We start from the raw sequence: 22083 nt of genomic DNA, 5'->3' as shown, positions 1-22083 counted from the left end.
TTTTTTTGGTTACTGCTGTTTGTTCTTGCGTTTTTTCGCGACGTACCAGAGACCAAGGATCGCAAGGGCAGCCCCGCCGGCGACCGCATATTTGCTGTAATCCGGGCGGCGTTCCGTCACGACGAGCGTCGAGAGCGGTGCCACAGTGACGTGTCGTTCTTCAAGGAGGCGCGGCGCTGTCAAATTGACGGTATGGTCTTCAACGTGGACCTCGAACTTACCGGCCGGCAGCTTCACCTCGACCGCTTCCTCGAGCCCGTTATGGTAGACGAGGTGACGTTCGACATACCCTTCGACGTGGCGACTCAGTTCAAAGGCGATCACCCCTTCTTCTTCATCGAAGAAGCGCAAATGTTTGCGAATCTGCTCCGTGTTCTCGAGACGGAACAACGGATATTGTTTGCGCAAACTGATCAATCCCTTCACGTATTCGACGCTCGGCGTCTCCTGCTCGGCCCGTGTCCAGTCCAAGCGGTTGACGACCTCACCCGAGTTAAAGCTGTTCTCGTCCCCATCTTTTGTTCGGAAGAACTCTTGACCGCTATGCAAGAATGGGATGCCTTGACCGAGCATGACGATCGTTGTCGCGAGGCGATGCCGGCGACGACGTGTCGTCTCGTCATCGTCCGGGTTCGTAACGGCGAGCTTGTCCCAAAGCGTCAAGTTGTCATGACACTCAACGTAGTTCACGACTTGGTTCGGTTCATCGGCAAAACTCTGACTTGTCACCGCGCCGGCAATGCCGCGCTTGACGTCCGCCGTCATATCCGCGTTGCCGCTGATCCAGCCTGGCAAGTCCTCGATGAACACGTCCCCACGGACGCCGTCGCGAATCGCGTCGTTGAACTGGGCGATACGTGGCATCTTATGGGCGTTATGCTGGTTCGCTTTCTTGCGGACCGAGAGCGGCGTGTCGAGATCCCAACCTTCTCCGGTGACGAGAATCGATGGGTCGATGCGATCGAGTGCTTTCCGGACTTGGTTCATCGTCTTGACGTCATGGAGCCCCATCAAATCGAAGCGGAAGCCATCGATCATGAACTCTTTCGCCCAGTATGAGACACATTCGACGATCAACTTCCGCATCATCGCGCGCTCTGAAGCCGTATCGTTCCCACACGCCGAACCATCGGCGAGCGTTCCATCCTCGTTCAAGCGGTAATAGTAATCGGGCACGAACTGACCGAGCGGTGTCGTCAACGCATCATACGTATGGTTGAACACGACGTCCATGATGACACGGATCCCACGGTCGTGCAGTGCCTGGATCATCGCCTTCAACTCGATGATGCGAGCGGCCGGGTCATCGGCAGACGAGGCGTACGAACCTTCGACGGCGAAATAATGGACCGGGTCATAGCCCCAGTTATAATTCGCCTCGCTCTCACGCGACTCGTTCACCGAACCGTAATCGAAGAACGGCATGAGTTGGAGGTGCGTGACGCCGAGCGCGGTGATATAGTCGAGCGCGGTCGGATAGCCGTTCGGCGTTTTCGTGCCGACCTCGGTCATCCCAAGGAATTTGCCACGATGCATGACGCCGCTGTCGGGATGGCTCGTCAAATCACGGACGTGCGCTTCATAAATGACCGCCTCTTGTGAAGAGTGGAAAAGCGGACGTTCTTTGACCCAATGGTCCGGGTTGAGCGCTGACGGGTCGAGCAGACACCCGCGCTTCCCATTGACACCGACGACTTTCGCATACGGATCGAGCGACTCGACACGTTTGCCTTCGACGGTAGCTTCAAACACGTAAAAATATCCTTCGAATGAAGCGCGGTCGAGTTCAAGGACCCACGTCCCTTTCTCGGCCCGTTCGAGCTCAATCCGTTCGAACTTTCGTGCCCGCGGCGTCCGGTATAGTTTTACGGTCATCTCTTCGGCGACTGGCGACCAGACCCGCAACCGGATGATATCACCTTTAAACGTCACCCCGAGGTCTTTGCCGTGATACGCCATATGGTCTAAATCTACATTTGTCTGTTGATCGATAGTATGTTCCATCTCTTTCACTCCTTCACTACTTCAAATCTGCTATCATTATAACAAAACCCTTGTAAAGGATGGATGAAACATGGCAAAAGACAATTCTTTTGATATTGTGTCAGAAATGAACCTGGAAGAAGTGAAGAACGCGATCCAAATCGCCGAGAAAGAAATTTTAAACCGTTACGACTTTAAAGGATCGAAGAGTGAGATGTCACTCGACAACGGCGACCTCGTCCTCGTATCGGATGACGACTACAAGCTCGAGCAATTGAAGGACGTCATGATCTCGAAATTGATCAAGCGCGGCGTGCCGACGAAAAACCTTGACTACCAAAAAATCGAGCGCGCCCTCGGTGGCACCGTCCGTCAACGCGTCAAGTTGAAGAGCGGCATCGATAAAGACGATGCGAAAAAAATCAACAACGCCATTAAAGAATCAAAGTTGAAAGTGAAGTCGCAAATCCAAGACGATCAAATCCGTGTGACGGCCAAGTCACGCGATGACCTCCAAGCCGTCATGCAGCTCGTCCGTGAGCTCGAATTGTCTGTCGATGCCCAATTCACGAACTACCGATGAAGCTCGCCATCATCAGTGACCCGCATGGCTCGTTTGATGATTTGAAGGCCGTCCTCGAGTCGGTCCGGCGTGAGACGGAGCATATCCTCTGCCTCGGCGATTTATATGAATGCCACATTGGCAAAAAGCGACGGAACGAACGGTTCCACGAAGTGTCCGACGTCGTGACGTACGACCCGGATTACGAGGCGCTGCTCACGTTCCCGAGCCTGCGTGGCAATCAAGAAGAACGGATTGACGAGGTGCTCGTCGTGTCGCATCCAGTTAAGACGCGGATTTCATTATTACCGGAACAGACGACGCTCGATGAGGCGTTGTTCTTGCATGGCCATCAAGTGAACTGGAGTCCGGACTGGGAACCGATCGTCGAGAAAGGCAAGTATCCGCTCGTCTTTATCGGCCACAGCCATATCCCGGGGATTTACCGGAAAGGCCGTTCGATTCCCTGGGAAATCGGGAAACCGTTCACATTGAAGAAAAAACGGTACGTCATTAACGTCGGCGCCGTCATCTTCGACCGGGAATGGTGTTTGTACGATACAAAAACCCGGACAGTCACACGAATGAAGGCATAGGAAAAGGGACCCCCTCAAAAGGGTCCCTTATTTGTGCTTACATTTCTTCTGGAGCTTGAACACCGATCAGACGGAGTCCTTCTGTCAATACGATCGTCACCGCTTTGACGAGGGCGAGACGCGACTGTTTACCAGCATCTTCTTCGAGTACACGGACATGGCCGTAATACTTGTTGAACGATTGCGCCAAGTCGAGGACGTAACGGCTGATAATCGACGGTTCACGGCGCTCATGGGCACGTGTGATCACGTGTGGGAACGCGTTGAGCATCGTCACGACGCCCCACGTGTGGTCGTCATCCGCACCCGTGAATGTCGAGCCGTCGTAGTTGCCCTTACGGAGGAGCGAGTTCGCACGCGCGTTCGTGTACTGCACGTACGGGCCTGTCTCGCCTTCAAACTTGAGCATGCTGTCGAGGTCGAACTCGATGTTGTTGATGCGCTCGTTCTTCAAGTCGTGGAAGATGACCGCGCCGACACCGACCATACGTGCCACATCGTCCGCGTTCGCAAGTTCTGGGTTCTTCTGGGCGATGTTGCCTTGAGCTTTCTCGATCGCTTCTTTCAGCACTTCCTCGAGCAGGACGATGCGACCTTTACGTGTCGACATCTTTTTCCCTTCTTGCAAAATCAAACCGAACGGCACGTGGTGCATACCGTCGACGAAGTCGTAGCCGAGTTTACGGAGGACCGAGAACAACTGCTTGAAGTGAAGCGCCTGTTCGCCGCCGACGACGTAGTTCGCTTGGACGAAGTTATACGTCTCATGACGATAAACGGCCGCTGCCAAGTCACGTGTTGCGTAAAGCGTCGCGCCATCTTTCTTTTTAATCAAGCATGGCGGCAAGTTCTCATCTTCGAGTGAGACGACCATCGCCCCTTCACTTTCGACGAGAAGGTTCTTCTCTTCGAGCATGGCGACGATGCGGTCCATCTTGTCGTTGTAGAACGCCTCCCCGTGGAAGCTGTCGAACTCGACGCCGAGCAAGTCGTATACTTTTTGGAACTCTTTGAGCGACTCGTCACGGAACCATGTCCATAGCTCTGTCGCTTCTTCGTTGCCGTCTTCAAGTTTCTTGAACCAAGCACGCCCTTCGTCCTCAAGTTCCGGTTGCGTCTTCGCCTCTTCATGGAAGTGAACGTAAAGCTTCAACAATTCGGCAATCGGATGCTCACGTACCGCTTCCTCGTTGCCCCATTTTTTATAGGCGACCATCAGTTTTCCAAACTGTGTCCCCCAGTCCCCAAGGTGGTTGACCCCAACGACGTCGTAGCCGTTTTTACGGGCGATCTGGTTAATGGCGTTCCCGATTACCGTTGAACGGAGGTGTCCCATCGAGAACGGTTTGGCGATGTTCGGTGACGAGAAGTCGGTCACGATTGTCTCGTTGCGGGTTGCGTGCGTCGCATAGTCCGCTTTTTCGTCGAGCACCATGTTGATGATTTCTTGTGACACGACGTCACGGCTCAAGAAGACGTTCACGTATGGTCCAGCCGCCTCGACTTTTGTGAACAATTCATCGTTCAAATCGTTCGCGATATCAGTCGCGATCATGACCGGCGCTTTCCGGTAGGCTTTCGCGAGTTGGAAACAAGGGAAAGCAAGGTCCCCGTGTGCCTCATGTTTTGGTTTTTCAATTAGAGCTTCAATTTGGTCGAGCGTCAACTCGTCCCCGATGACACGGGACAAGGCTTCCGCATATTTGCGTTCATAACTCATTACAATTCCTCCTTATAAAATTTTCATAAAAAAAACGCCCTTTGCACAGATGCAAAGAGACGGGATGGCCCGCGGTACCACTCTTCTTGCCTGCTTGACGCAGACCGCTTTATCGGTGATAACGGGGGTCCCCCGGCTACGCCTACTAAGGTTCGGGCAGCATCTCAAAAGTGCGTTTCGCGATGTTTGTCAGCCTAGGCTCTCACCAATCCCTAGGTCGCTTTGTTGACGGAACGATCGTTACTCTCTTTTTCATCGACTTTCGTCTATGTGGTTGAAAAGCAATTTCATTATAGAGGATATTTCATATAGACTCAATGCTAGAATTCCGCCATTATGATGAATAGGCAGGACTCGGGCATGAATGTGCCGAATCTCCTACCATACATATCGAATTTTCCCATATAGGAGGGAACCATGAACCATTTTCGCAAGATGTCCGTCCTTGGTTGGAGCATATGGAGTGTTTTACTCATATCGACGATCACCTTGTTCGCCACAGGCGTATTGAACATACCCGCCATCGAGCCGTTGCCGTTCATCTTGATCGCGCTCCTTGTCATCATTTTTCAAATGGACTCCATCGAACGGAAAGGCGTCTACTTCACGTTTTCGGAAAGTATCGTCCTCATCATTTTCTTGTTTTTTGATTTCGAGACGGCGCTTTTCGTCAATCAGATTGGTCTCCTCGTCTTCCAGTTCGTCAACTTGAAACCGCGCGTCGCGCTTCGACGCTTCCGCTTCACGTATCCTTGGAACGCCATCACGTCTTTCTTGGAGATTGCCATCCCAGCCGGTGTTTACTTGGCACTTGGTGGTGTGACCGGTCTCGGCTTCTATTCTCAAGACTCGTTCCTGCCGCTCGCCGGTTTGATTCTGGCCATCATCTTGAACACGGTCGTGCAAAAGTATCAAGTCGGTTGGTGGTTCCGTGTCGATATCCCGGTCCGCGACTTTCTAAACATCGCGTTTTACACGTATATCGTCAGTCTCGTCTTCATTTTAGCAGCCTCGCTCTTCCGTGAGACGAACTTGCTTGTCGTCAGCAGTATCGCCGCCGCACTCACCTTCTTTATTAAGCGGCTCATCATCCAGAAAGGTCGGCAAGACGCCTTCAAATCGTTGATTGAACAATATGATGAGGCAAAAGAAGCCGTGTCGTTGTCGCAGAGCGAGGCGCAAGCCATCGAGGTGTTCCTCAGTCAATGTGAACGACTCAACGAGTACGACGAAGGGTTCGTTGAGTTCAAACTGTTCGACCGCACACTTTACTTTGATTTAAAGACGCGCCAGCCGATCGACCGTCACATCGTGTTCGATTTGCTCGATCACGCTTATCCGAACGAAGCCTCGGTCGAATATGAGATGCGCTTCGAATGGGACGCACCACTGTCGAACGAATTTGACGACGACTATCATAGTTTCATCTCGGTTCGGTCCGAGGAGATCGAAGGGATTCGCACGTGGCTCGTCATGACGGGTGAACACGTCTATGGGTATCCCCCGACCATCCAACGTGAAATCGTCAAACTTCTCAAGTCGTTCAACCGGACGATCAGCCGCTGCCATGAGCGCGACCGTCTTTACACGGAAAGTCGGACCGACAGCTTGACGCTCCTCGCCAATGCACGCGCGTTTTACGAATACGGGATTCAACAAATCTCGGACGGTTCGATGTATCCGATTTCGGTCGCGATGCTCGACATCGACTTTTTCAAAAAAATCAACGATGTGCACGGACATCAAGTCGGGGACAGTGTGCTCCAAGAGTTTGGACGGCGGATTCGCCAGGCACTCCGCACCGAAGATTTTGCCGCCCGTTACGGCGGTGAAGAGTTCATCTTGCTATTGAACCGTTGCGATGTCGAACAGGCAATCGAGATCGCCGAACGGATCCGGCAACAAATCGAGAACAAACCGTTCCACGTCGACGGGATCGATATCCCCGTCACCGCTTCGATCGGTGTCGACACGATTCAGGCGTTCGGTGACAAACGCCTCGACGATACGATTCGTAACGCTGACCGGGCCCTCTACGTCGGCGGGAAGTACGCCGGACGCAACCGCGTCGCCCATTACAATTTCTTAACGACCTGACTCACCCCCACGTTCACCGCGTGGGGGTTTGCTATTGACAAGCGGATTTGAAACAAGTACGTTAGGGAACGTGTCTTATAATTAAATATCACAACTTTTTTATCAAGAGAGACTGAGGGACTGGCCCAGTGACGTCTCGGCAGCGGGTAACCTGTGCCAAATCCAGCGAGCAGTCTGCTCGAAAGATGAAAAAAGTGTTTTCTTGTAGAGAGAGCCTTTTTTCAGAAGGCTCTCTTTTTATTTTATGAATGAGGTGAATCGATTGGAACAACCGACAGCTAACAAATGGGCACTATTGCCTTTGCTCGTCTTCCTCGTCTTCTTTATCGGGGCAGGCATCTACTATAACGACTTTTATAAATTCCCGGTCCTGATCGCGGCGTTGATCGCGGTCATCGTCGCGGCGATGATGACGAAAGGCAGCGTCACTCAGACGGTCGAGCGTGTCGCCCAAGGTGCGGGGAACCCCGGCATTTTAATCATGGTCTTCATCTTCTTGCTCGCCGGAGCGTTCTCGAGTGTCGCCGAAGCAATCGGCGCAATCGACGCGACCGTCAATGTGGCGCTGACATTTTTACCGTCCTCGCTTCTACTGAGCGGTTTATTCGTCATCGCGGCTTTCATCTCGATGGCGATGGGAACGTCGACGGGCACGATTGCGGCCCTCGCCCCGATCACGCTCGGTATCCACGAAGAAAGTGGCGTCAATATCGCTATCGCGGCGGCTGCCGTCGTCGGTGGTGCCATGTTCGGGGACAACTTGTCGTTCATCTCGGACACGACAATCGCTGCCGTCCGGACCCAGCGTACCAATATGCGTGACAAATTCCGAACCAACTTTTGGATTGTCCTCCCGGCCGCCCTTATCACAATCGTCCTCTTATCGGTGTTATCGAGTGGAGAATCGACTGTCGATGCAGCCGCGTTCGAATGGTATAAACTCATTCCATACCTCGCCGTCATCGCTCTCGCCTTGACCGGGTTGAACGTCATTCTCGTTTTGCTTGGCGGGATCGCCTTGACCGGCATCATCGGTTTGATCGATGGGAGTTTGGCTTTCACTTCATACGTCACGGCTATGGCAGACGGGATGATGGGTATGGCCGAGATTTCGCTCTTGACGCTCCTCATGGGCGGACTCGTCGGACTCATCTCACATAACGGCGGGCTCACTTACTTGCGTGACGCGCTCACGTCGCGGATTCAAAAACGTGCCGGTGCCGAATGGAGCACTGCCGGGCTCGTCAGCGCGACCAACGTCGCGACGGCGAACAACACGATCTCGGTTCTTGTGGCCGGTCCGCTCGCCGCCAATATCGCCGACACGTATGACATCGAGCGAAAGAAATCAGCGAGTGTGCTCGACATCTTCTCGTGTGGCGTCCAAGGCCTGTTGCCTTATGGGGCACAGTTGCTCATCGCCGCCGAATTGACGAATACGGCGTCACCAGCGCTCGTCCCGTATATGTTCTATCCATTCCTGCTCTTCATTTGCGGAGGGCTGGCCATCGTCTTTAACTTCCCGCGTTTCAAAAAGCGCGCCTAACCAAAACGACCCTTTGAAGCACTAGCTTCGAAGGGTCGTTTGACGTTTCGTTTCACGTTCACGTTGAAGTTGTTCGTTGCGTTTTTTGAAGGCGCGCCGCTTGAGCAATTCCTCGAGACCACGGCTGATCGCCCAAAGGATAAACAGTAACAGTCCAAGCATCGATAAGCGGAACGGACTTTGAATAAACTCTTCCCACTGGTCACCAATGACCGAAAAAATCAAGACGACAAGCAGTTTCCCGAACCCCGCCGCCATGATGAATGTCCGAAGCGGCATTTGAATGAGGGCGAGTAAGTATGTGATCAAACTGACCGGGATGAACGGGAGTGAATATAAAAACCCAAGCGAGATCGGGCTCATATGGTTGATGCGTTCCAGCCAATATACCCCTTGTTTATGTTTTTCGAGCCACCGTGTCATCGGTTTACGGAATACGTAACGGACGGCTGTAAAGACAAGAATCGTCCCTAGTAAACTACCGACCCAAGACAATAACGTCCCGAGCAAGAACCCATACGTGGCCGCGTTCGCCGAAATGATGAGGACGAGCGGAAGAAATGGAAAGATCGCCTCAAGGAACGGCGCCCCTAGTCCCGCCCATGGGCCTCCCGGAAGCTCTTGCAGCCATTCAATCAGTTGGATAATCCATTGTTGGAGTGATGTGAGCATATCAGTTTCCACCTTCGACTTTCATTAATACCTTTTACCCGATTTCGCTCAGGAAGACGCATCCCCCTGCACGCCAGTAAAAAAAATAAAAAGTATTTGCGAAATTTCGCTGTGATATCTATCATATAATATGGACTTGTGGTTGCAGGCAAGTCCGCTCGTCGAACGACACAACCCAACGTTCGTTTTCCTGCAAAAAACTGAACACAGGGGAGTAATAACATGGAAACAAAACCAATGCGGGTCTTGCTGTACTATAAGTACGTCAACATCGAAGACCCAGAAACGCTCACACAAGAGCACCTCAAGTATTGTAAGGACCTTGGCATCAAAGGACGGATCTTGATTTCTTCCGAAGGAATCAACGGAACGTGCTCTGGGACTTGGGAACAGACCGAGCAATACATGAACGACTTGAAAGCGAACCCGCTTTTCAGCGATATCGAGTTCAAAATCGATGAAGTCGAAGAGCATGCGTTCAAAAAAATCTTTGTCCGTCATAAGAAAGAGCTTGTGACGTGGCGCTTTGATGGTGAGTTCGACGTTCCTAAACAGCACGGTGCGTACCTCGAACCGGCAGAATGGAAAGAGATGATGAATCGCGACGATGTCGTCATCCTCGATGTTCGTAACAACTACGAGTACGATCTTGGTCACTTTAAAAATGCGATCAAAATCGACGTAGAGGCTTCTCGTTACATGCCAGATTGGCTCGAAGAGAACAAGGACCTCTACGAAGGGAAAACCTTACTCACGTACTGTACCGGAGGCGTCCGTTGCGAGAAATTTACCGCATATATGCGTGACCAAGGTCACGACAACATTTTCCACCTAAAAGGCGGCGTCGCCATGTACGGCAAAGACGAAGCCACGAAAGGCGAAGACTGGGAAGGTGAGCTTTACGTCTTTGACGAGCGCATCAACGTCCCGGTCAACACGGTCAACCCGTCCGTTGTTTCGGAGTGCATGCACTGCGGAACGAAGACGGTCCGCTACGTTAATTGTGCCAACCCGGTGTGTAATGCCCAACACTTCTGTTGTGAAGAGTGTGAACCGAAACAAATGCGTTCATGCTCGAAAGAGTGCCAGGAGCATCCACGTAACCGCTATATCATCGAGAATATCGCGGACAAACTTCAGGAGACTGAAGGCGTCGTCGGGTAACAAAAATCGACCAGAAAGCACTTCGAGCCTACGCTCGGGGTGCTTTTTTGACAGAAACTTTACGTCTAGTGCCTGAAAGAATCGGGTATAGTGTAGATACCATTGTCAGACAGGAAGTGAATCGATTGCTCTTTAACGAACCTTTACTCGCCGCCTTGCTCGCGTGGTTCATCGCCCAAGCGGCCAAGCTCGTAACCGAACTCATTAAAACACGAGATTTTGAACTTGAAATCATGTTTGCCTCAGGTGGGATGCCAAGTTCCCACTCCTCGACCGTCGTCGCATTGACGACCGTGATCGGGCGTATCGAAGGAATCGATTCCAGCATGTTCGCGCTCGCCCTGATTTTCGCGACGATTGTCATGTACGATGCGACCGGTGTCCGGCAAGCGGTCGGGTTTCAAGCCCGTTTGTTGAACGACTATTTCAAAGGCATCAAACATGAAACACCGATTTTAAATGAGTTGGTCGGTCACACCCCGTTCCAAGTCATCGTCGGTGCCCTGCTCGGTCTCGTCATCGGATTATTTTTCCCGATTTAAGCTGAATTTTAGAGGCATGTCGCCCCTTCTTCTCAAAACACTCTATCTTTTTGTGAACTTTCACAACAGAGACGGTATAGTGAGAGAGAGGAGGAATCGACATGCCTTTTTTGCAGAAATCTTATGAATCGCTCGATACGCTTGCCGAAGCAATCGGACAAGCGATTCGGGCCCCAATCACGATTGAAAATCGCCACCATCAGTTGCTCGCCTACAGCACCCACCCCGACTCGACCGACCCGGCCCGCATCGCGACCATCATCGGCCGTCGTGTGCCGGAAGCGGTCATCGAGGACTTATGGGAAAGTGGAATCCTGCAAGAAGTGATCGACCGAGACGAACCGGTCGTCATCCCAGCCCGGATGGCTGTCGGTTTAGGCGAACGTGCCGCTGTCGTTATCAAACAACAGGACGATGTGCTCGGTTATATTTGGAGCCTCGCCCGAACGACCCCGTTCTCGGAACAAGAGCTCACTGTGTTAAAAGAAGGCGCGAGCATCGCTAAAAAATTGCTCATGACCATCGCCATGCATGAGCGGCGCATCGATGCCGAGCTCGAGCGTTTCTTTTTAGAGGTGTTGGCCAGCCCCAATTTGTCGTCCGCTCATCGCGATCGTTTGAATGAACTCGCTCCGATTGCTGTCGCCAGCCGACTCACCATCATCGAGTGCAGCCAACCGATCACCCCACAGCTGGCGGAGCGATTGTTTTATGTTCTCGCGACCCAACAAGCGATCGAGGTCGTGCTGCACGCCATCGATGGTCAACAGCTCCTCGTCTGGCATTATATGAAATCGGAGTTAGCCGAGGAAGAGACGGCACTTTTGCAGTGGGCCAATCGCTTCGAGACACAGCTCCGAGAGAAATTCACGGAAGTCGATCCACGTTTAGGCGTCAGCCGTCGTTTCTTTGAGAGCGACACGCTGTATGCCGCGATGGAAGAAGCACGACAGGTCACGTCGCTTCGTCGGAAATTCCCCTATGAGCTTGCCGCGACGCACACGTTCGAACAAATTGGGATTTATCAGCTCGTCCCAGATCTCGCTCGCCGAATCGGGCTTCGGCTCGAAACGCATCCGACCATCGAGCGTTTGCAGGCATATGATGTCGCCCATCATACCGAGCTCGTCACGACGCTCGAGTGGTATTTCTATTTTGACGGGAACGTCAAACGCGTCGCCTCCCATCTTCACATCCACCCGAACACCGTGCTCTATCGGATTCGCCGCATCGAGGAACTGACGAATATTACGCAAGTCTCACTGCCCGAACGAGCCGCTGTTTACCTCGCCATCAAGGCAGGCCAATACCGACAAGATGATTGATGCCCGCTTTGTGATTTTTCACAAAGTGGGCATTGTCATTTTTAGAATCCATGCTAAAGACAGCGTTTTCGGATGGGTCTATACTAGAGGTGTGAACAAATTGTGTCAGTAGAGAGAAAGGGGAACTTTACATGAAAATCGGGGTATTGAAAGAAATCAAAAACAATGAAAACCGCGTCGCCTTGACGCCGATGGGTGCAGCCGTATTAACTGAGCTTGGACACGAGGTTCTCGTCGAGACGGAAGCCGGTGTCGGGAGCGGCTTCACGAACATGGAGTATGTCGATGCAGGGGCGACAATCGTCGACACAGCCGCAGACGTTTGGGGAAACGTCGAATTAGCGTTGAAAGTAAAAGAACCGCAACCGTCTGAATATCGTTATTTCCGTCCGGACTTGACGCTCTTCACCTACTTGCACTTGGCAGCCGAACCAGAACTCACGAAAGCACTCGTCGATTCAGGCGTGACGGCGATCGCTTACGAGACGGTTGAGATCGACCGCACGTTGCCGCTCCTCACGCCGATGAGCGAAGTGGCTGGACGGATGGCCGCTCAAATCGGGGCCCAAATCCTTGAAAAACCGCACGGTGGAAAAGGGATTCTCTTGTCAGGCTTGCCTGGCGTACCACGTGCGAACGTCACCGTCATCGGGGGCGGTGTCGTCGGGATGAACGCAGCCCGCATCGCCATCGGCCTCGGTGCCAACGTCACAATCATGGACATCAGCCCAGCCCGTCTTCGCCAAATCGACGACCAATTCGGCAACACGATCAATACGCTCATCTCAAACAGCTACAATATCGCCAAACAAGTGGCGGACAGTGACCTCGTCATCGGTGCCGTCCTCATCCCAGGCGCGAAAGCACCGAAACTCGTCACAAAAGAAATGGTGCAACAGATGTCACCTGGGTCGGTCATCGTCGACGTCGCCATCGACCAAGGCGGGATTTGCGAGACGATCGACCATATTACGACGCATGACGCACCGACGTATGAGCGCTACGGCGTCCAACACTATGCCGTCGCCAACATGCCAGGTGCTGTCCCACGGACGTCGACGCTCGGTTTGACGAACGCGACGATTCCGTATATCGTCGAGTGCGCTCAAAAAGGGATTTTCCCGGCGCTTCGTGAAAACGCGGCGTTACTCAAAGGCTTGAATGTCATCGACGGGACAGTCACGTATGAGGCTGTCGCGCGTGACCTCGGCTACACGTTCGTGGCGCCTGCTGAAGCGGTCACAAAACAATTACAAGCGTAAGGACCAAACCGACAGAATAGTTCTGTCGGTTTTTATGTCGTCACATCATCAAAAAACGCTCGAACCGGTTGGTTCGAGCGTTTTCGTGCTTATGCGTTTTCGACGGCGATATCCTCACCAATGATTTTGACTTCTGGTTCAAGCTCAATCTCGAACTTCGCCTTCACCGTCGCTTGGACGTGACGGATGAGCGAGATATATTCAGTCGCCGTCGCTTCATCGATATTGACGATGAATCCGGCGTGCTTGAGCGAGACCTCCGCCCCGCCAATCCGCTTCCCTTGCAGGCCGCAGTCTTGAATCAATTTACCGGCAAAATAACCAGGCGGTCGTTTAAAAACGCTACCACACGATGGGTATTCAAGCGGTTGTTTCGACTCGCGCTTGTGCGTCAAGTCATCCATCACTTCTTTGATCGCCTCATAGCCGAGCGGCTCGAGTTCGAACGTCGCTTCGAGGACAATCAGCCCGTCTTTAGAAACTCGGCTCGTCCGATAATCGAGGTCGAGCTCTTCTTTCGTGAGCGTCATGAGTTCGCCTTCTGGTGACAAGACGACCGCGCTCGCGATGACGTCTTTCGTCTCTCCACCGTAGGCGCCTGCGTTCATGTAGACCGCGCCACCGACCGTCCCCGGGATGCCACAGGCGAATTCTAAGCCTGATAGTTCCTCGGTGAGCGCTTGGCGTGACACATCGATGATGGCCGCGCCGGCTTGGGCGATCAATTGATTCCCATCGCGACGAATCGTTTTCAACTCGTTCAAGTTCAAGACGATTCCGCGAAGGCCGCCGTCACGGACAATCAAGTTTGATCCAAACCCGAGAATCATGAACGGGACGCTCTCGCGATGAGCAAGTTCAAGCACGGCTTGTACTTCCTCGTACGTGTGCGGGGCCACGAAATAATCGGCCTTCCCGCCTAATTTTGTATACGTGTGTGCCGACAGTGGTTCGTCTTGGTTGACGCGATCGGCCGGAATGATAGTAAGTAGTTGGTCTAAAAAGCTCATGCGTTGCCTCAATCCTTTACGTTCTATTTTAAGCATGCCTCGGTTCGTCAAGAGAGAGGCAAACACGTCACTGAATGATTTCAGTACGAAACACAGTATACAAATCTTTGACAGGGGTGACAAGCAACGTTTTCTTTACAACGAAGCAATTAGTTTATAGCAATAATGATGTAGCTACTGCCACCACGATAGGAATTGTGAAATTATCCCAGTCCCGATACGAAATCGCTTCTGTCAACGTAGCGATAATGGAAATGATGAATCCATATGTTACCACTTGCCAAAGTGGAACATCATCCCACAAAAACAATAAAAAGAGGACAGCGTACGAACTGAGGAACATGGCCATGCTCCCTTGAAACGAGCGTTTCTGTCCGTATAAGTCGTACGTCACTGTACCATATTTACGTCCAATCAGAGCGGCCAACCCATCTCCCCACGCCAAAACGAGCGATCCGGCCAAAAAAGCGAGCGGCTCCGATTCGAAGAAAAAGTACAGGATGACGAGCAAGGCGATCGGATAATAGACGGTACCGAGTGATTTGCGCTCCGTCTGGTGGACCGGTGACGGACTCTTATAAAGAAGCAATGCGTTCGCAAACGTGAAGAAGACGAGCGGGACGGCTGCGACGTACCAAGTCTCCATTAACCAGACTGCAAGCAGCGACCAATGGCCGACCGCGATATGTACACTCTTTCGAATTGTCTCATCCGTCCAGCCGAGGCGTTTGCCAATCTGTTCAAGACCGACGAGAAACACCAGGACAATGACGATGGACAGGATGGAACTGACCCATTCATTCATCGTTGGACCACCTTTATCTACATTTTTTTATACGTTTCCATTATACCTTAATCAGGCGATAGCCTAGCTTCCTTTTCAAACATTTGGTAGAATGAGGTCAAATGACTGTATAGCCAACGGACGTAGGTGGCTATAGAAAGGATGCCTGTATGCGCGACGCAATTTCGATTCAAACTTTGGCTGATTGCCTTCATTATATGCGGGTTGGCGACGTAGACCGGGCCATCTCTCTCTTCCCAGAGGACGTGCGTGAGCATTTCCCGAAAGAACTTCGCAAAATTCATTTGTTTCATATTGAAAAGAACGGATTGTCAATCAATCAAATCGTTGCTTTGGCGAACACGTTGACGGGGGAACACTTATCCGCCACCACGATCCAAAACTGGACGAAACGAGAGGTCCGGAAAATCATCGGAGTGCCCCGGGTCGGTAAAAAGTACTCGCTCCAACAAGCGGCCATCATTTATTTACTCGATGATTTGAAGCACTTGTTCTCGCTAGAAGAGACGAGTTCGCTCCTGGCGCTCATCTTCAACAACCCTGACCGTGATGAAGACGACCTCATCTCACCGATCGACTTTTATCGTCTCTACGCCGAGTACGCCAAATCGACGAGCCCGATCGAGCTCCTCGACACCCGTGCGAAGCGTTCGATCGAGAAGATGGGCTATACCCACCCGAACATCTTGCACGTCCTTAAACTCTGTTTATACGCGCACCGCGTGACGACCCTCGAGATCGAGGCCAAACATTATTTGAACCGCTTCATTTGACCACGTCGAATGGAGCTTTTTTTCATAAAAAAACACCAGTCGCCGTGACTGGTGTTCGTCATATTGGTCACACCGATACCGCGATGGGCATCCGTGATTTTACTGTCAACGTTTTAAGGACAGACAACAACTCGAACATCGAGAGTTGGTCGGCCTCTTTCGTCAAGCAGAAGCAGTCATCCTCTTGTTTGCGGAGTTCCGCCACAAGCTTGCCTGCTTTGTCTCGAACGCTGAACTTATAGCGCTCGACATCGTATTGAATCGTATAGAGACCGCGTTCATAGACGTTGTACTCACACTTTTTCCCGAATAACGAGAATTTGTCCTTCAACTGACCAATCGCCTGCCCGTCGTGGTTCATGACGACCCACTTTTGACAGTTCGGGATGTACTTCCCGTGAGCGATTTGACGGCCTGACAAGTTGTGCACTTGAACACTGCCCTCCGCGTCGCGGTGAACAGATCCGATCGCATCATTTGTCTCGTCATAAATGGTTGCTTCGCCTTGCGTAAAGACACAACCTTTTACATAAATTAATTTGCGCACCGCTTTTCCTCCTAATACGTTCCAACCTTGGATTTGTGTGTGTTTGGTTGGTCTTTCTATGAAACCCCCAAATTGGTACTGCTAGCCGCCTTTCCTCGTTTCAGCGACTACATATTTCATATGACGAAGATGATTATTGCATCGATTGATGAAAAAGACAACCCCTTTTTCTTCGACACAATCCGCCATTCTGTCAAAGTTGTGAACACGCCTGATTTTATCGCTTAAAACCGGCCTCTTTTAGCAACTGTTCGAGCTCCATTCTTGCAATCAGACGAACTTGATTCGGTTCCGCCAATTCGTACGCACTATCGGTATACGATGAGTTCGTCACGACCCAGCCCTCGTTCACGCCATAGTATGGAACAGACGCCGCGACTTGCTGGACGGCTTCGAGTCCGACCGCCTTTTCATAGCGTTTCGCTTGGACCGCGATCGACCATCCATCTTCTGCTTCAAGGAGCAGATCCGCCCCGAAGTCACGTGACGCCGGGGTCACCGTCACGGTGTACCCGAGCGCGGTGAACACTTCCTCTAAAAATAGTTCAAATTCTCGGCCGTCCATCCGGTCGATGCGGTGGATCGTCGAGAGACGCATCCGCCAAATGAGCCAAAGCAGGCCGACTGCCACGCAAGCGATGATGCTCCAAATCGGTGCATCCCACCACCATAACCCGAGGGCAATCATTAAGCTGAGCCCCATTCCTTTCACGTCCATCGCCCTCTCTATGTGTTCTTATCTTCACTTTACCGTTTGAAGGCAGGAAAACAAAGGGGGAGCTGTCGAATGTATTGAAGATGTACCCGTTTGATATAGAGAAGGAGGGATCATCGTTAATGGAGAACCGAGGACATCTCCAAAGCGAACTGCTACACGCCTTACCGTACGGTGTAGCGTTAATCACGACGGATGGGACAATCGTCCAAGCAAACCGTCCGTTTTTAGAGCAATTCCCTGAAGACTTACAAACGCGATCAAACATCTTTCATATGGTCAACCAGTCACCGATCACGATGGAGCTGTCACGACGGATGGAGCAAGGACTATCTTGGACGTATGAGATGCCGACGATCCGGATTCATGCCATCCCCAATGGTGACGTCTACATCCTCTCAATCGAGCCGCTTCCGCTCGATACACGGGTGACGGTACAACATAACGCGTTCGAAGCCATGATGCACACTGAGCTTGATATGGCGATGATCATGACCGATGCCAATCTGTTAATCAATCGCTTCAATAAAGGGGCGACCGAACTGTTCGGATATGCGCCGCACGAAGTACTCTATGAAATGACCCCGTTCGGTCTGTTCGAGTCAAGAGAACTGAGCGAGAAGCGGACCCACTATCAAGACGAGACGGAGCGGCTCTTGTCATTCGAACAGATGCTGCGTGTGGCGTTAGACCGAGGCGACCGTGAATGGAAGTTCCAACGAAAAGACCGGACCCATTTCGTCGGAAAACTGTTCATGCACCCTGTCTATGAGCAGGCACGCGTCATCGGATTTTTCTTTTTCGTGTTCGATGTCAGTCCTGAGATCGCCTTGAAAGGCGAATTGCTTCATAAAGAACAACGCTATCGCATGTTTGCCGAATCAGTTATCGAAGCCGTGCTATTCCATGAAGGCGGGACGATCTTAGACGCGAACAAGGCGGCCGAAACGATTTTTCGTATCCCGGCCGAACAGATGGTCGGCCGTCAAACGATCGAGTTCATCGCCGAAGGCTACCGGGCCGATGTGTTGCGCCGCATTCGCAATCATATCCAGACACCGTATGAGGTCATCGGCCGTCGTGAGGACGGGACGTTCCTCGAGATGGAAGTGTACCCGAAAGAAGTGGCGTTCCAAGGCCAGACGCTTCGTGTCGCCGTCATGCGCGACATTAGCGACCGAAAGAAAGTCGAGCGCATGCTCGAGCGGGAGAAGAACGCCATCGCCCGGCAACGGGATATCATCCAATCGATTTTACAGGCGTCCAATGAAGCGTTCGTCTTAACCGAATCGAACGGCAGCGTCCTGTTCATGAACGTGCACGCCCGTCGTCTGCTCGATTTGCCGGGTATCGCCCCGAACAAGATGCAAGAGCGAATTCCGCTCCTGACGACGTTCCGCGCGCGTGACCGCACCGAGATGTTGAAAAAAATCGATTTGTTGCTCGACGGATCGGCGCGAGAAGTGTCAATGCGCTTCTCGATTCCGCAACCGAATGATCGGGACGAGCAATATTACGAGATGTATGGGACTGGTATGGATACGAAACGCCAAATCGGAATGGACAGTGGGTTCTTGTTTGTTTTTCGCAACCGGACCGAAGAAGAACGGATGGACCAAATCAAAAACGAATTGGTCAGCACCGTGTCCCACGAACTGAGAACCCCGCTCTCGTCACTGTCGGGATATATCGAATTGATGCTCACTCGCGACTTGAACCCCGAAAAGCGTGAGCGCTACTTAAAGACGATGGCGAAGGAAGCGAAGCGACTGACCGACCTGTTGAACGATTTTCTCGATATTCAACGAATGGAAGACGGCAATCAAGAGTATAAAAAAGACCACTTCATCTTGAACGAACTCGTCCGCGATGTTGTCGAACGCTTCCGCGAGACGAGCAATCACTCGATTCATTTCGATGACGCCGATGAATCGCTTCACCTCATCGCCGACAAAGACCGCATCGAGCAAGTCATCATCAACCTGCTCTCGAACGCAATCAAGTACTCGCCTCATCACCACGAAGTCGAGGTACGGGTCCGCCATGAACGTAACCAAGCCCACGTCTCCATTCAAGACTTCGGCATCGGGATTCCCGAGCATGCGTTCGAAGAGTTATTCAAAAAGTTTTATCGCGTCGACAACTCGGACACACGTCAAATTGGCGGGACGGGTCTTGGGCTGTCAATTTGTAAGGAAATCATCGAATCACATGGCGGTAGTATCGAGGTCGAGTCGAGCGTCGGCGTCGGCTCGACATTCACGTTCACGTTGGACTTAGCGGAGGAGACATTATGAACCATTACGCTTTCACCGGTTTCCCCGGCTTTTTAGCCGGAAAGATGATTACGCACCTCGCAACCTTGCCGAATCAAATCGGAACGATTTACGCGCTCCACCTCCCGACCGAACGTTCCGGGGCACTCGCTTTAAAACAGGAGCTGTTGGAAGCGACATCGTTACGAGATGATCAACTCGTGCTCGTCGAGGCCGATATCACGCTGCCTGAAGTCGTGCTCGACCCGATCATGCGCTCGGTCATTGAACGTGAAGTGAATTACGTGTTTCACTTGGCCGCTGCGTACGACTTGAGCATCCCTTATGATGTCGGGTATCGCATCAATCTGCTTGGGACGAAACACATCACCTCGCTCGCGAAACGGGCCCCGCACTTGAAACGATACGTCTACTTCAGCACCGCCTATGTGTCCGGACGCCGTCAGGGCACCGTTTATGAGAACGAGTTATGGCACCGTGTCCGCTTTAAAAATCATTACGAGGCGACGAAGTATGAAGCCGAGGCCATCGTCTCGCGGGAGCTCGGTTCGATGCCGGTGACCATCATCCGTCCCGGCATCGTCATCGGCCACAGCGAGACCGGCGAGACGAAAAAGTTTGACGGGGTCTACTTCGTCTTGAAGCTGATGGACCAACTCCGCCAAGCCGCCCCGCTGCCGTACATCGGACGACAGAATATCGAAGTGAACCTCGTCCCGTACGATTATGTCGTCGAGGCGACCGCTTACCTCGCACACGCCCCGGTCGGTTTAAAACGGACGTTCCATTTGACGGACCCGTTCCCACACGGCGCACGCGAAGTGTACCGGATGATTCATGAAGAGATGTTCGGTCGTCCTCCACGCGGGACGATTCCACATGCGGTCGCGGAGACCGGATTCTCGGCACTGCATCTGTCGGAACGTTATGGCGTTCCGCGCGAACTACTCGCCTATTTCAAACATCAAGTCCATTTCGATACGACCCAGACGTTGCGGGCACTGAGCGGTACGGACATCGTCTGTCCTGACTTGAAAGACTACTTGCCGAAAGTCGTCGCCTATTATGAGACACACAAAAAGCCCTGACCAGGGCTTTTTGTGTGTTATCCGATTAACAACTTCTCTTTTGGATAGCGAATCTTTCGATCCATCTGGCGCGCAACCGTGAACAGGATGGTCAACGAGCCGACACGTCCGAGCAACATCATGAACATGATGAGACTTTTGCCCGCATCGTTCAATTCTGTTGTGACTCCGAGCGACAATCCGACCGTCCCGAAGGCCGAGACCGTCTCAAACAAGAGCGCCGTCGCCGGAATATGACCGTTCGTCAAGATGGTCAGTGCGGTAATCAATAAAATAAAGAAGAAACTCGTGATGGCCACGACGTACGCCTTTTTAATTTGAAACGCGTCAATCGTCCGCTCCAAGATGACCGTCTCTTTCTTCCCGACGATGAACGCCCACATATCGGCCAAGATGACAGCCACCGTTGTCACTTTAATCCCCGACCCTGTCGAGGCGGCGCCGGCCCCGATATACATAAGAATGATCATGACGGCAATCGAAATCGGCGCCATCGTCGTCAGGTCGATTGTGTTAAAGCCTGCCGTTCGCGTCGTCACCGCTTGGAAGAAAGTGACGTGCATCGCTTCACCGAACGGGCGGCCATACAGCCCACCTTCATTCGACACCCATTCGAACAACATGAGCGAGAACCAGGCGATTCCGTTGACGATGACGAGTGAAGCAATCATGATTTTCGAATGGAGGGCGAGACGTTTCCAACGTTTCACCTCGGTCGCGTCGGCGATGGTCGTAAAACCGAGCCCCCCAATCATTAAGAGCGCGGCAATCGTGATAACGATAGCTGTGTTCTGCTCGAACTGCATCAAATTGTCCGGCCATAGGGCGAATCCGGCATTGTTGAACGCTGACACCGCATGGAAGAACCCATAATAGAGCGCCTCACCGAAACGATAGTCACCGGTGCTGTACAGTTCGACCGTCAAAAACAACATGCCTAGAAACTGAACGATCAGTGTCGTGAAGACGATGTTGCGGACGAGCCGGACCGTGCCGCCAGGCCCCGACAAGTTGAGCGATTCTTGAAGGAGAATCCGCTGTTTCAAGCCGATTTTCTTCCCGAGCACGCTGAGTAACATGAGAGCGACCGTCATGAAGCCGAGACCTCCGATTTGAATCAAGGCGACGATGACGAGCTCGCCGAACGTGTTGAAGGAAGAGCCGATATCAATCGTCGACAACCCGGTCACCGTACCGGCCGACGTGGCGATAAAGAAACAGTCAATCCACGACACGGGTTGCGTCTGTGCAAACGGCATGTAGAGCAGGGTCGCACCAGTCAAGATGGCGAGTAAAAATCCAGTCGCGATAAAACGGGCCGGCTTTTCAAACACGAGCCGGTAGAGCGCTTCAATTCGTTTTATGCGCATTTCCCGCACGGTCAATCGATGTCGCATCTC

General features: G+C 52.2%; 19 protein-coding genes, 1 riboswitch and 1 other annotated feature. Of the genes, 11 read left to right on the top strand and 8 right to left on the bottom strand.

Going from position 1 to position 22083, the window contains the following annotated elements; all coding sequences use genetic code 11:
- Nucleotides 1-9: 9 nt before the first annotated feature.
- Nucleotides 10-2004, bottom strand: coding sequence for a type I pullulanase (gene pulA, locus KNP06_RS07090; protein WP_214788359.1), 1995 nt, complete (start codon nt 2002-2004; stop codon nt 10-12).
- A gap of 70 nt (nt 2005-2074) precedes the next feature.
- Here pulA and KNP06_RS07085 point away from each other — a divergent pair, with 70 nt between their 5' ends.
- Both KNP06_RS07085 and KNP06_RS07080 read left to right on the top strand, forming a co-directional pair.
- The gene (locus KNP06_RS07085; RefSeq protein ID WP_034780837.1) at nt 2075-2566 is read left to right on the top strand and encodes a YajQ family cyclic di-GMP-binding protein; all 492 of its coding nucleotides are present in this window, start codon (nt 2075-2077) and stop codon (nt 2564-2566) included.
- A complete protein-coding gene (locus KNP06_RS07080; RefSeq protein WP_034780835.1) occupies nt 2563-3141 on the top strand; it encodes a metallophosphoesterase family protein in 579 nt (192 codons plus the stop codon). The genes KNP06_RS07085 and KNP06_RS07080 overlap by 4 nt, the downstream gene beginning before the upstream one ends.
- Nucleotides 3142-3178: 37 nt before the next feature.
- On the opposite strand, the gene argS is transcribed toward KNP06_RS07080, so the two are convergent.
- The gene (gene argS, locus KNP06_RS07075) at nt 3179-4861 is read right to left on the bottom strand and encodes an arginine--tRNA ligase (protein WP_034780833.1); all 1683 of its coding nucleotides are present in this window, start codon (nt 4859-4861) and stop codon (nt 3179-3181) included.
- Nucleotides 4862-4913: 52 nt separating this feature from the next.
- Nucleotides 4914-5126, bottom strand: a binding site (T-box leader).
- A gap of 152 nt (nt 5127-5278) precedes the next feature.
- Between argS and KNP06_RS07070 the strand changes: the two genes are divergently transcribed.
- Nucleotides 5279-6958 carry a GGDEF domain-containing protein gene (locus tag KNP06_RS07070; protein WP_251131561.1) on the top strand — a complete coding sequence of 560 codons (1680 nt, stop codon included), beginning with the start codon at nt 5279-5281 and terminating at the stop codon, nt 6956-6958.
- Between the two features lie 96 nt (nt 6959-7054).
- A riboswitch (SAM riboswitch) is annotated at nt 7055-7150 on the top strand.
- Between the two features lie 52 nt (nt 7151-7202).
- Nucleotides 7203-8504, top strand: coding sequence for a Na+/H+ antiporter NhaC family protein (locus KNP06_RS07065; RefSeq protein WP_214788356.1), 1302 nt, complete (start codon nt 7203-7205; stop codon nt 8502-8504).
- Between the two features lie 21 nt (nt 8505-8525).
- Here KNP06_RS07065 and KNP06_RS07060 read toward each other — a convergent pair whose 3' ends face one another.
- Nucleotides 8526-9176 carry a TVP38/TMEM64 family protein gene (locus KNP06_RS07060; protein WP_214788353.1) on the bottom strand — a complete coding sequence of 217 codons (651 nt, stop codon included), beginning with the start codon at nt 9174-9176 and terminating at the stop codon, nt 8526-8528.
- Nucleotides 9177-9398: 222 nt separating this feature from the next.
- Here KNP06_RS07060 and trhO point away from each other — a divergent pair, with 222 nt between their 5' ends.
- From trhO to ald, 4 genes are all read left to right on the top strand, one after another.
- The gene (gene trhO / locus KNP06_RS07055; RefSeq protein ID WP_114164846.1) at nt 9399-10340 is read left to right on the top strand and encodes an oxygen-dependent tRNA uridine(34) hydroxylase TrhO; all 942 of its coding nucleotides are present in this window, start codon (nt 9399-9401) and stop codon (nt 10338-10340) included.
- A gap of 116 nt (nt 10341-10456) precedes the next feature.
- Complete coding sequence (locus KNP06_RS07050) at nt 10457-10882, top strand: divergent PAP2 family protein (protein WP_034780824.1); 426 nt, start codon at nt 10457-10459, stop codon at nt 10880-10882.
- 101 nt (nt 10883-10983) lie between these two features.
- On the top strand, nt 10984-12207 hold the full coding sequence (locus KNP06_RS07045) for a PucR family transcriptional regulator (protein ID WP_138860053.1): 1224 nt from the start codon (nt 10984-10986) through the stop codon (nt 12205-12207).
- Between the two features lie 131 nt (nt 12208-12338).
- The gene (gene ald, locus KNP06_RS07040; RefSeq protein WP_214788350.1) at nt 12339-13469 is read left to right on the top strand and encodes an alanine dehydrogenase; all 1131 of its coding nucleotides are present in this window, start codon (nt 12339-12341) and stop codon (nt 13467-13469) included.
- Between the two features lie 89 nt (nt 13470-13558).
- Here ald and murB read toward each other — a convergent pair whose 3' ends face one another.
- Nucleotides 13559-14479 (bottom strand): UDP-N-acetylmuramate dehydrogenase, encoded by a 921-nt coding sequence (gene murB, locus KNP06_RS07035; protein WP_034780819.1) that lies wholly within the window; start codon nt 14477-14479, stop codon nt 13559-13561.
- Nucleotides 14480-14633: 154 nt separating this feature from the next.
- Entirely contained in the window at nt 14634-15284 is a 651-nt protein-coding gene (locus tag KNP06_RS07030; protein WP_034780817.1) for a diacylglycerol/polyprenol kinase family protein, read from the bottom strand.
- A gap of 149 nt (nt 15285-15433) precedes the next feature.
- On the opposite strand from KNP06_RS07030, the gene KNP06_RS07025 reads away from it, so the two are divergent.
- Entirely contained in the window at nt 15434-16057 is a 624-nt protein-coding gene (locus KNP06_RS07025; protein WP_034780815.1) for a DUF1836 domain-containing protein, read from the top strand.
- A gap of 67 nt (nt 16058-16124) precedes the next feature.
- Here KNP06_RS07025 and KNP06_RS07020 read toward each other — a convergent pair whose 3' ends face one another.
- Both KNP06_RS07020 and KNP06_RS07015 read right to left on the bottom strand, forming a co-directional pair.
- Complete coding sequence (locus KNP06_RS07020; protein WP_034780813.1) at nt 16125-16604, bottom strand: LURP-one-related family protein; 480 nt, start codon at nt 16602-16604, stop codon at nt 16125-16127.
- A gap of 217 nt (nt 16605-16821) precedes the next feature.
- Nucleotides 16822-17307, bottom strand: a complete 486-nt coding sequence (locus KNP06_RS07015) for a restriction endonuclease (protein ID WP_235420246.1) — start codon at nt 17305-17307, stop codon at nt 16822-16824.
- Between the two features lie 134 nt (nt 17308-17441).
- Here KNP06_RS07015 and KNP06_RS07010 point away from each other — a divergent pair, with 134 nt between their 5' ends.
- Both KNP06_RS07010 and KNP06_RS07005 read left to right on the top strand, forming a co-directional pair.
- The gene (locus KNP06_RS07010) at nt 17442-19616 is read left to right on the top strand and encodes a PAS domain-containing sensor histidine kinase (RefSeq protein ID WP_214788347.1); all 2175 of its coding nucleotides are present in this window, start codon (nt 17442-17444) and stop codon (nt 19614-19616) included.
- A complete protein-coding gene (locus KNP06_RS07005) occupies nt 19613-20683 on the top strand; it encodes an SDR family oxidoreductase (protein WP_138860057.1) in 1071 nt (356 codons plus the stop codon). Before KNP06_RS07010 ends, KNP06_RS07005 begins: the two co-directional genes overlap by 4 nt.
- Before the next feature lie 17 nt (nt 20684-20700).
- Here KNP06_RS07005 and KNP06_RS07000 read toward each other — a convergent pair whose 3' ends face one another.
- Nucleotides 20701-22080, bottom strand: a complete 1380-nt coding sequence (locus KNP06_RS07000) for a TrkH family potassium uptake protein (protein ID WP_214788344.1) — start codon at nt 22078-22080, stop codon at nt 20701-20703.
- Between the last annotated feature and the right edge of the window lie 3 nt (nt 22081-22083).

The sequence above is a fragment of the Exiguobacterium sp. s21 genome (assembly GCF_018617975.1).
GTDB classification, from domain to species: Bacteria; Bacillota; Bacilli; order Exiguobacteriales; family Exiguobacteriaceae; genus Exiguobacterium; species Exiguobacterium mexicanum_A.
Note: the sequence above shows the minus strand (reverse complement) of the source record. Positions and strands in the feature narration are given on the sequence as shown.

Coding starts and splice junctions, on each gene's coding strand:
- pulA (WP_214788359.1), bottom strand. CDS start 2,004: ATGGAACATACTATCGATCAACAGACAAATGTAGATTTAGACCATATG.
- KNP06_RS07085 (WP_034780837.1), top strand. CDS start 2,075: ATGGCAAAAGACAATTCTTTTGATATTGTGTCAGAAATGAACCTGGAA.
- KNP06_RS07080 (WP_034780835.1), top strand. CDS start 2,563: ATGAAGCTCGCCATCATCAGTGACCCGCATGGCTCGTTTGATGATTTG.
- argS (WP_034780833.1), bottom strand. CDS start 4,861: ATGAGTTATGAACGCAAATATGCGGAAGCCTTGTCCCGTGTCATCGGG.
- KNP06_RS07070 (WP_251131561.1), top strand. CDS start 5,279: ATGAACCATTTTCGCAAGATGTCCGTCCTTGGTTGGAGCATATGGAGT.
- KNP06_RS07065 (WP_214788356.1), top strand. CDS start 7,203: ATGAATGAGGTGAATCGATTGGAACAACCGACAGCTAACAAATGGGCA.
- KNP06_RS07060 (WP_214788353.1), bottom strand. CDS start 9,176: ATGCTCACATCACTCCAACAATGGATTATCCAACTGATTGAATGGCTG.
- trhO (WP_114164846.1), top strand. CDS start 9,399: ATGGAAACAAAACCAATGCGGGTCTTGCTGTACTATAAGTACGTCAAC.
- KNP06_RS07045 (WP_138860053.1), top strand. CDS start 10,984: ATGCCTTTTTTGCAGAAATCTTATGAATCGCTCGATACGCTTGCCGAA.
- ald (WP_214788350.1), top strand. CDS start 12,339: ATGAAAATCGGGGTATTGAAAGAAATCAAAAACAATGAAAACCGCGTC.
- murB (WP_034780819.1), bottom strand. CDS start 14,479: ATGAGCTTTTTAGACCAACTACTTACTATCATTCCGGCCGATCGCGTC.
- KNP06_RS07030 (WP_034780817.1), bottom strand. CDS start 15,284: ATGAATGAATGGGTCAGTTCCATCCTGTCCATCGTCATTGTCCTGGTG.
- KNP06_RS07025 (WP_034780815.1), top strand. CDS start 15,434: ATGCGCGACGCAATTTCGATTCAAACTTTGGCTGATTGCCTTCATTAT.
- KNP06_RS07015 (WP_235420246.1), bottom strand. CDS start 17,307: ATGGGGCTCAGCTTAATGATTGCCCTCGGGTTATGGTGGTGGGATGCA.
- KNP06_RS07010 (WP_214788347.1), top strand. CDS start 17,442: ATGGAGAACCGAGGACATCTCCAAAGCGAACTGCTACACGCCTTACCG.
- KNP06_RS07005 (WP_138860057.1), top strand. CDS start 19,613: ATGAACCATTACGCTTTCACCGGTTTCCCCGGCTTTTTAGCCGGAAAG.
- KNP06_RS07000 (WP_214788344.1), bottom strand. CDS start 22,080: ATGCGACATCGATTGACCGTGCGGGAAATGCGCATAAAACGAATTGAA.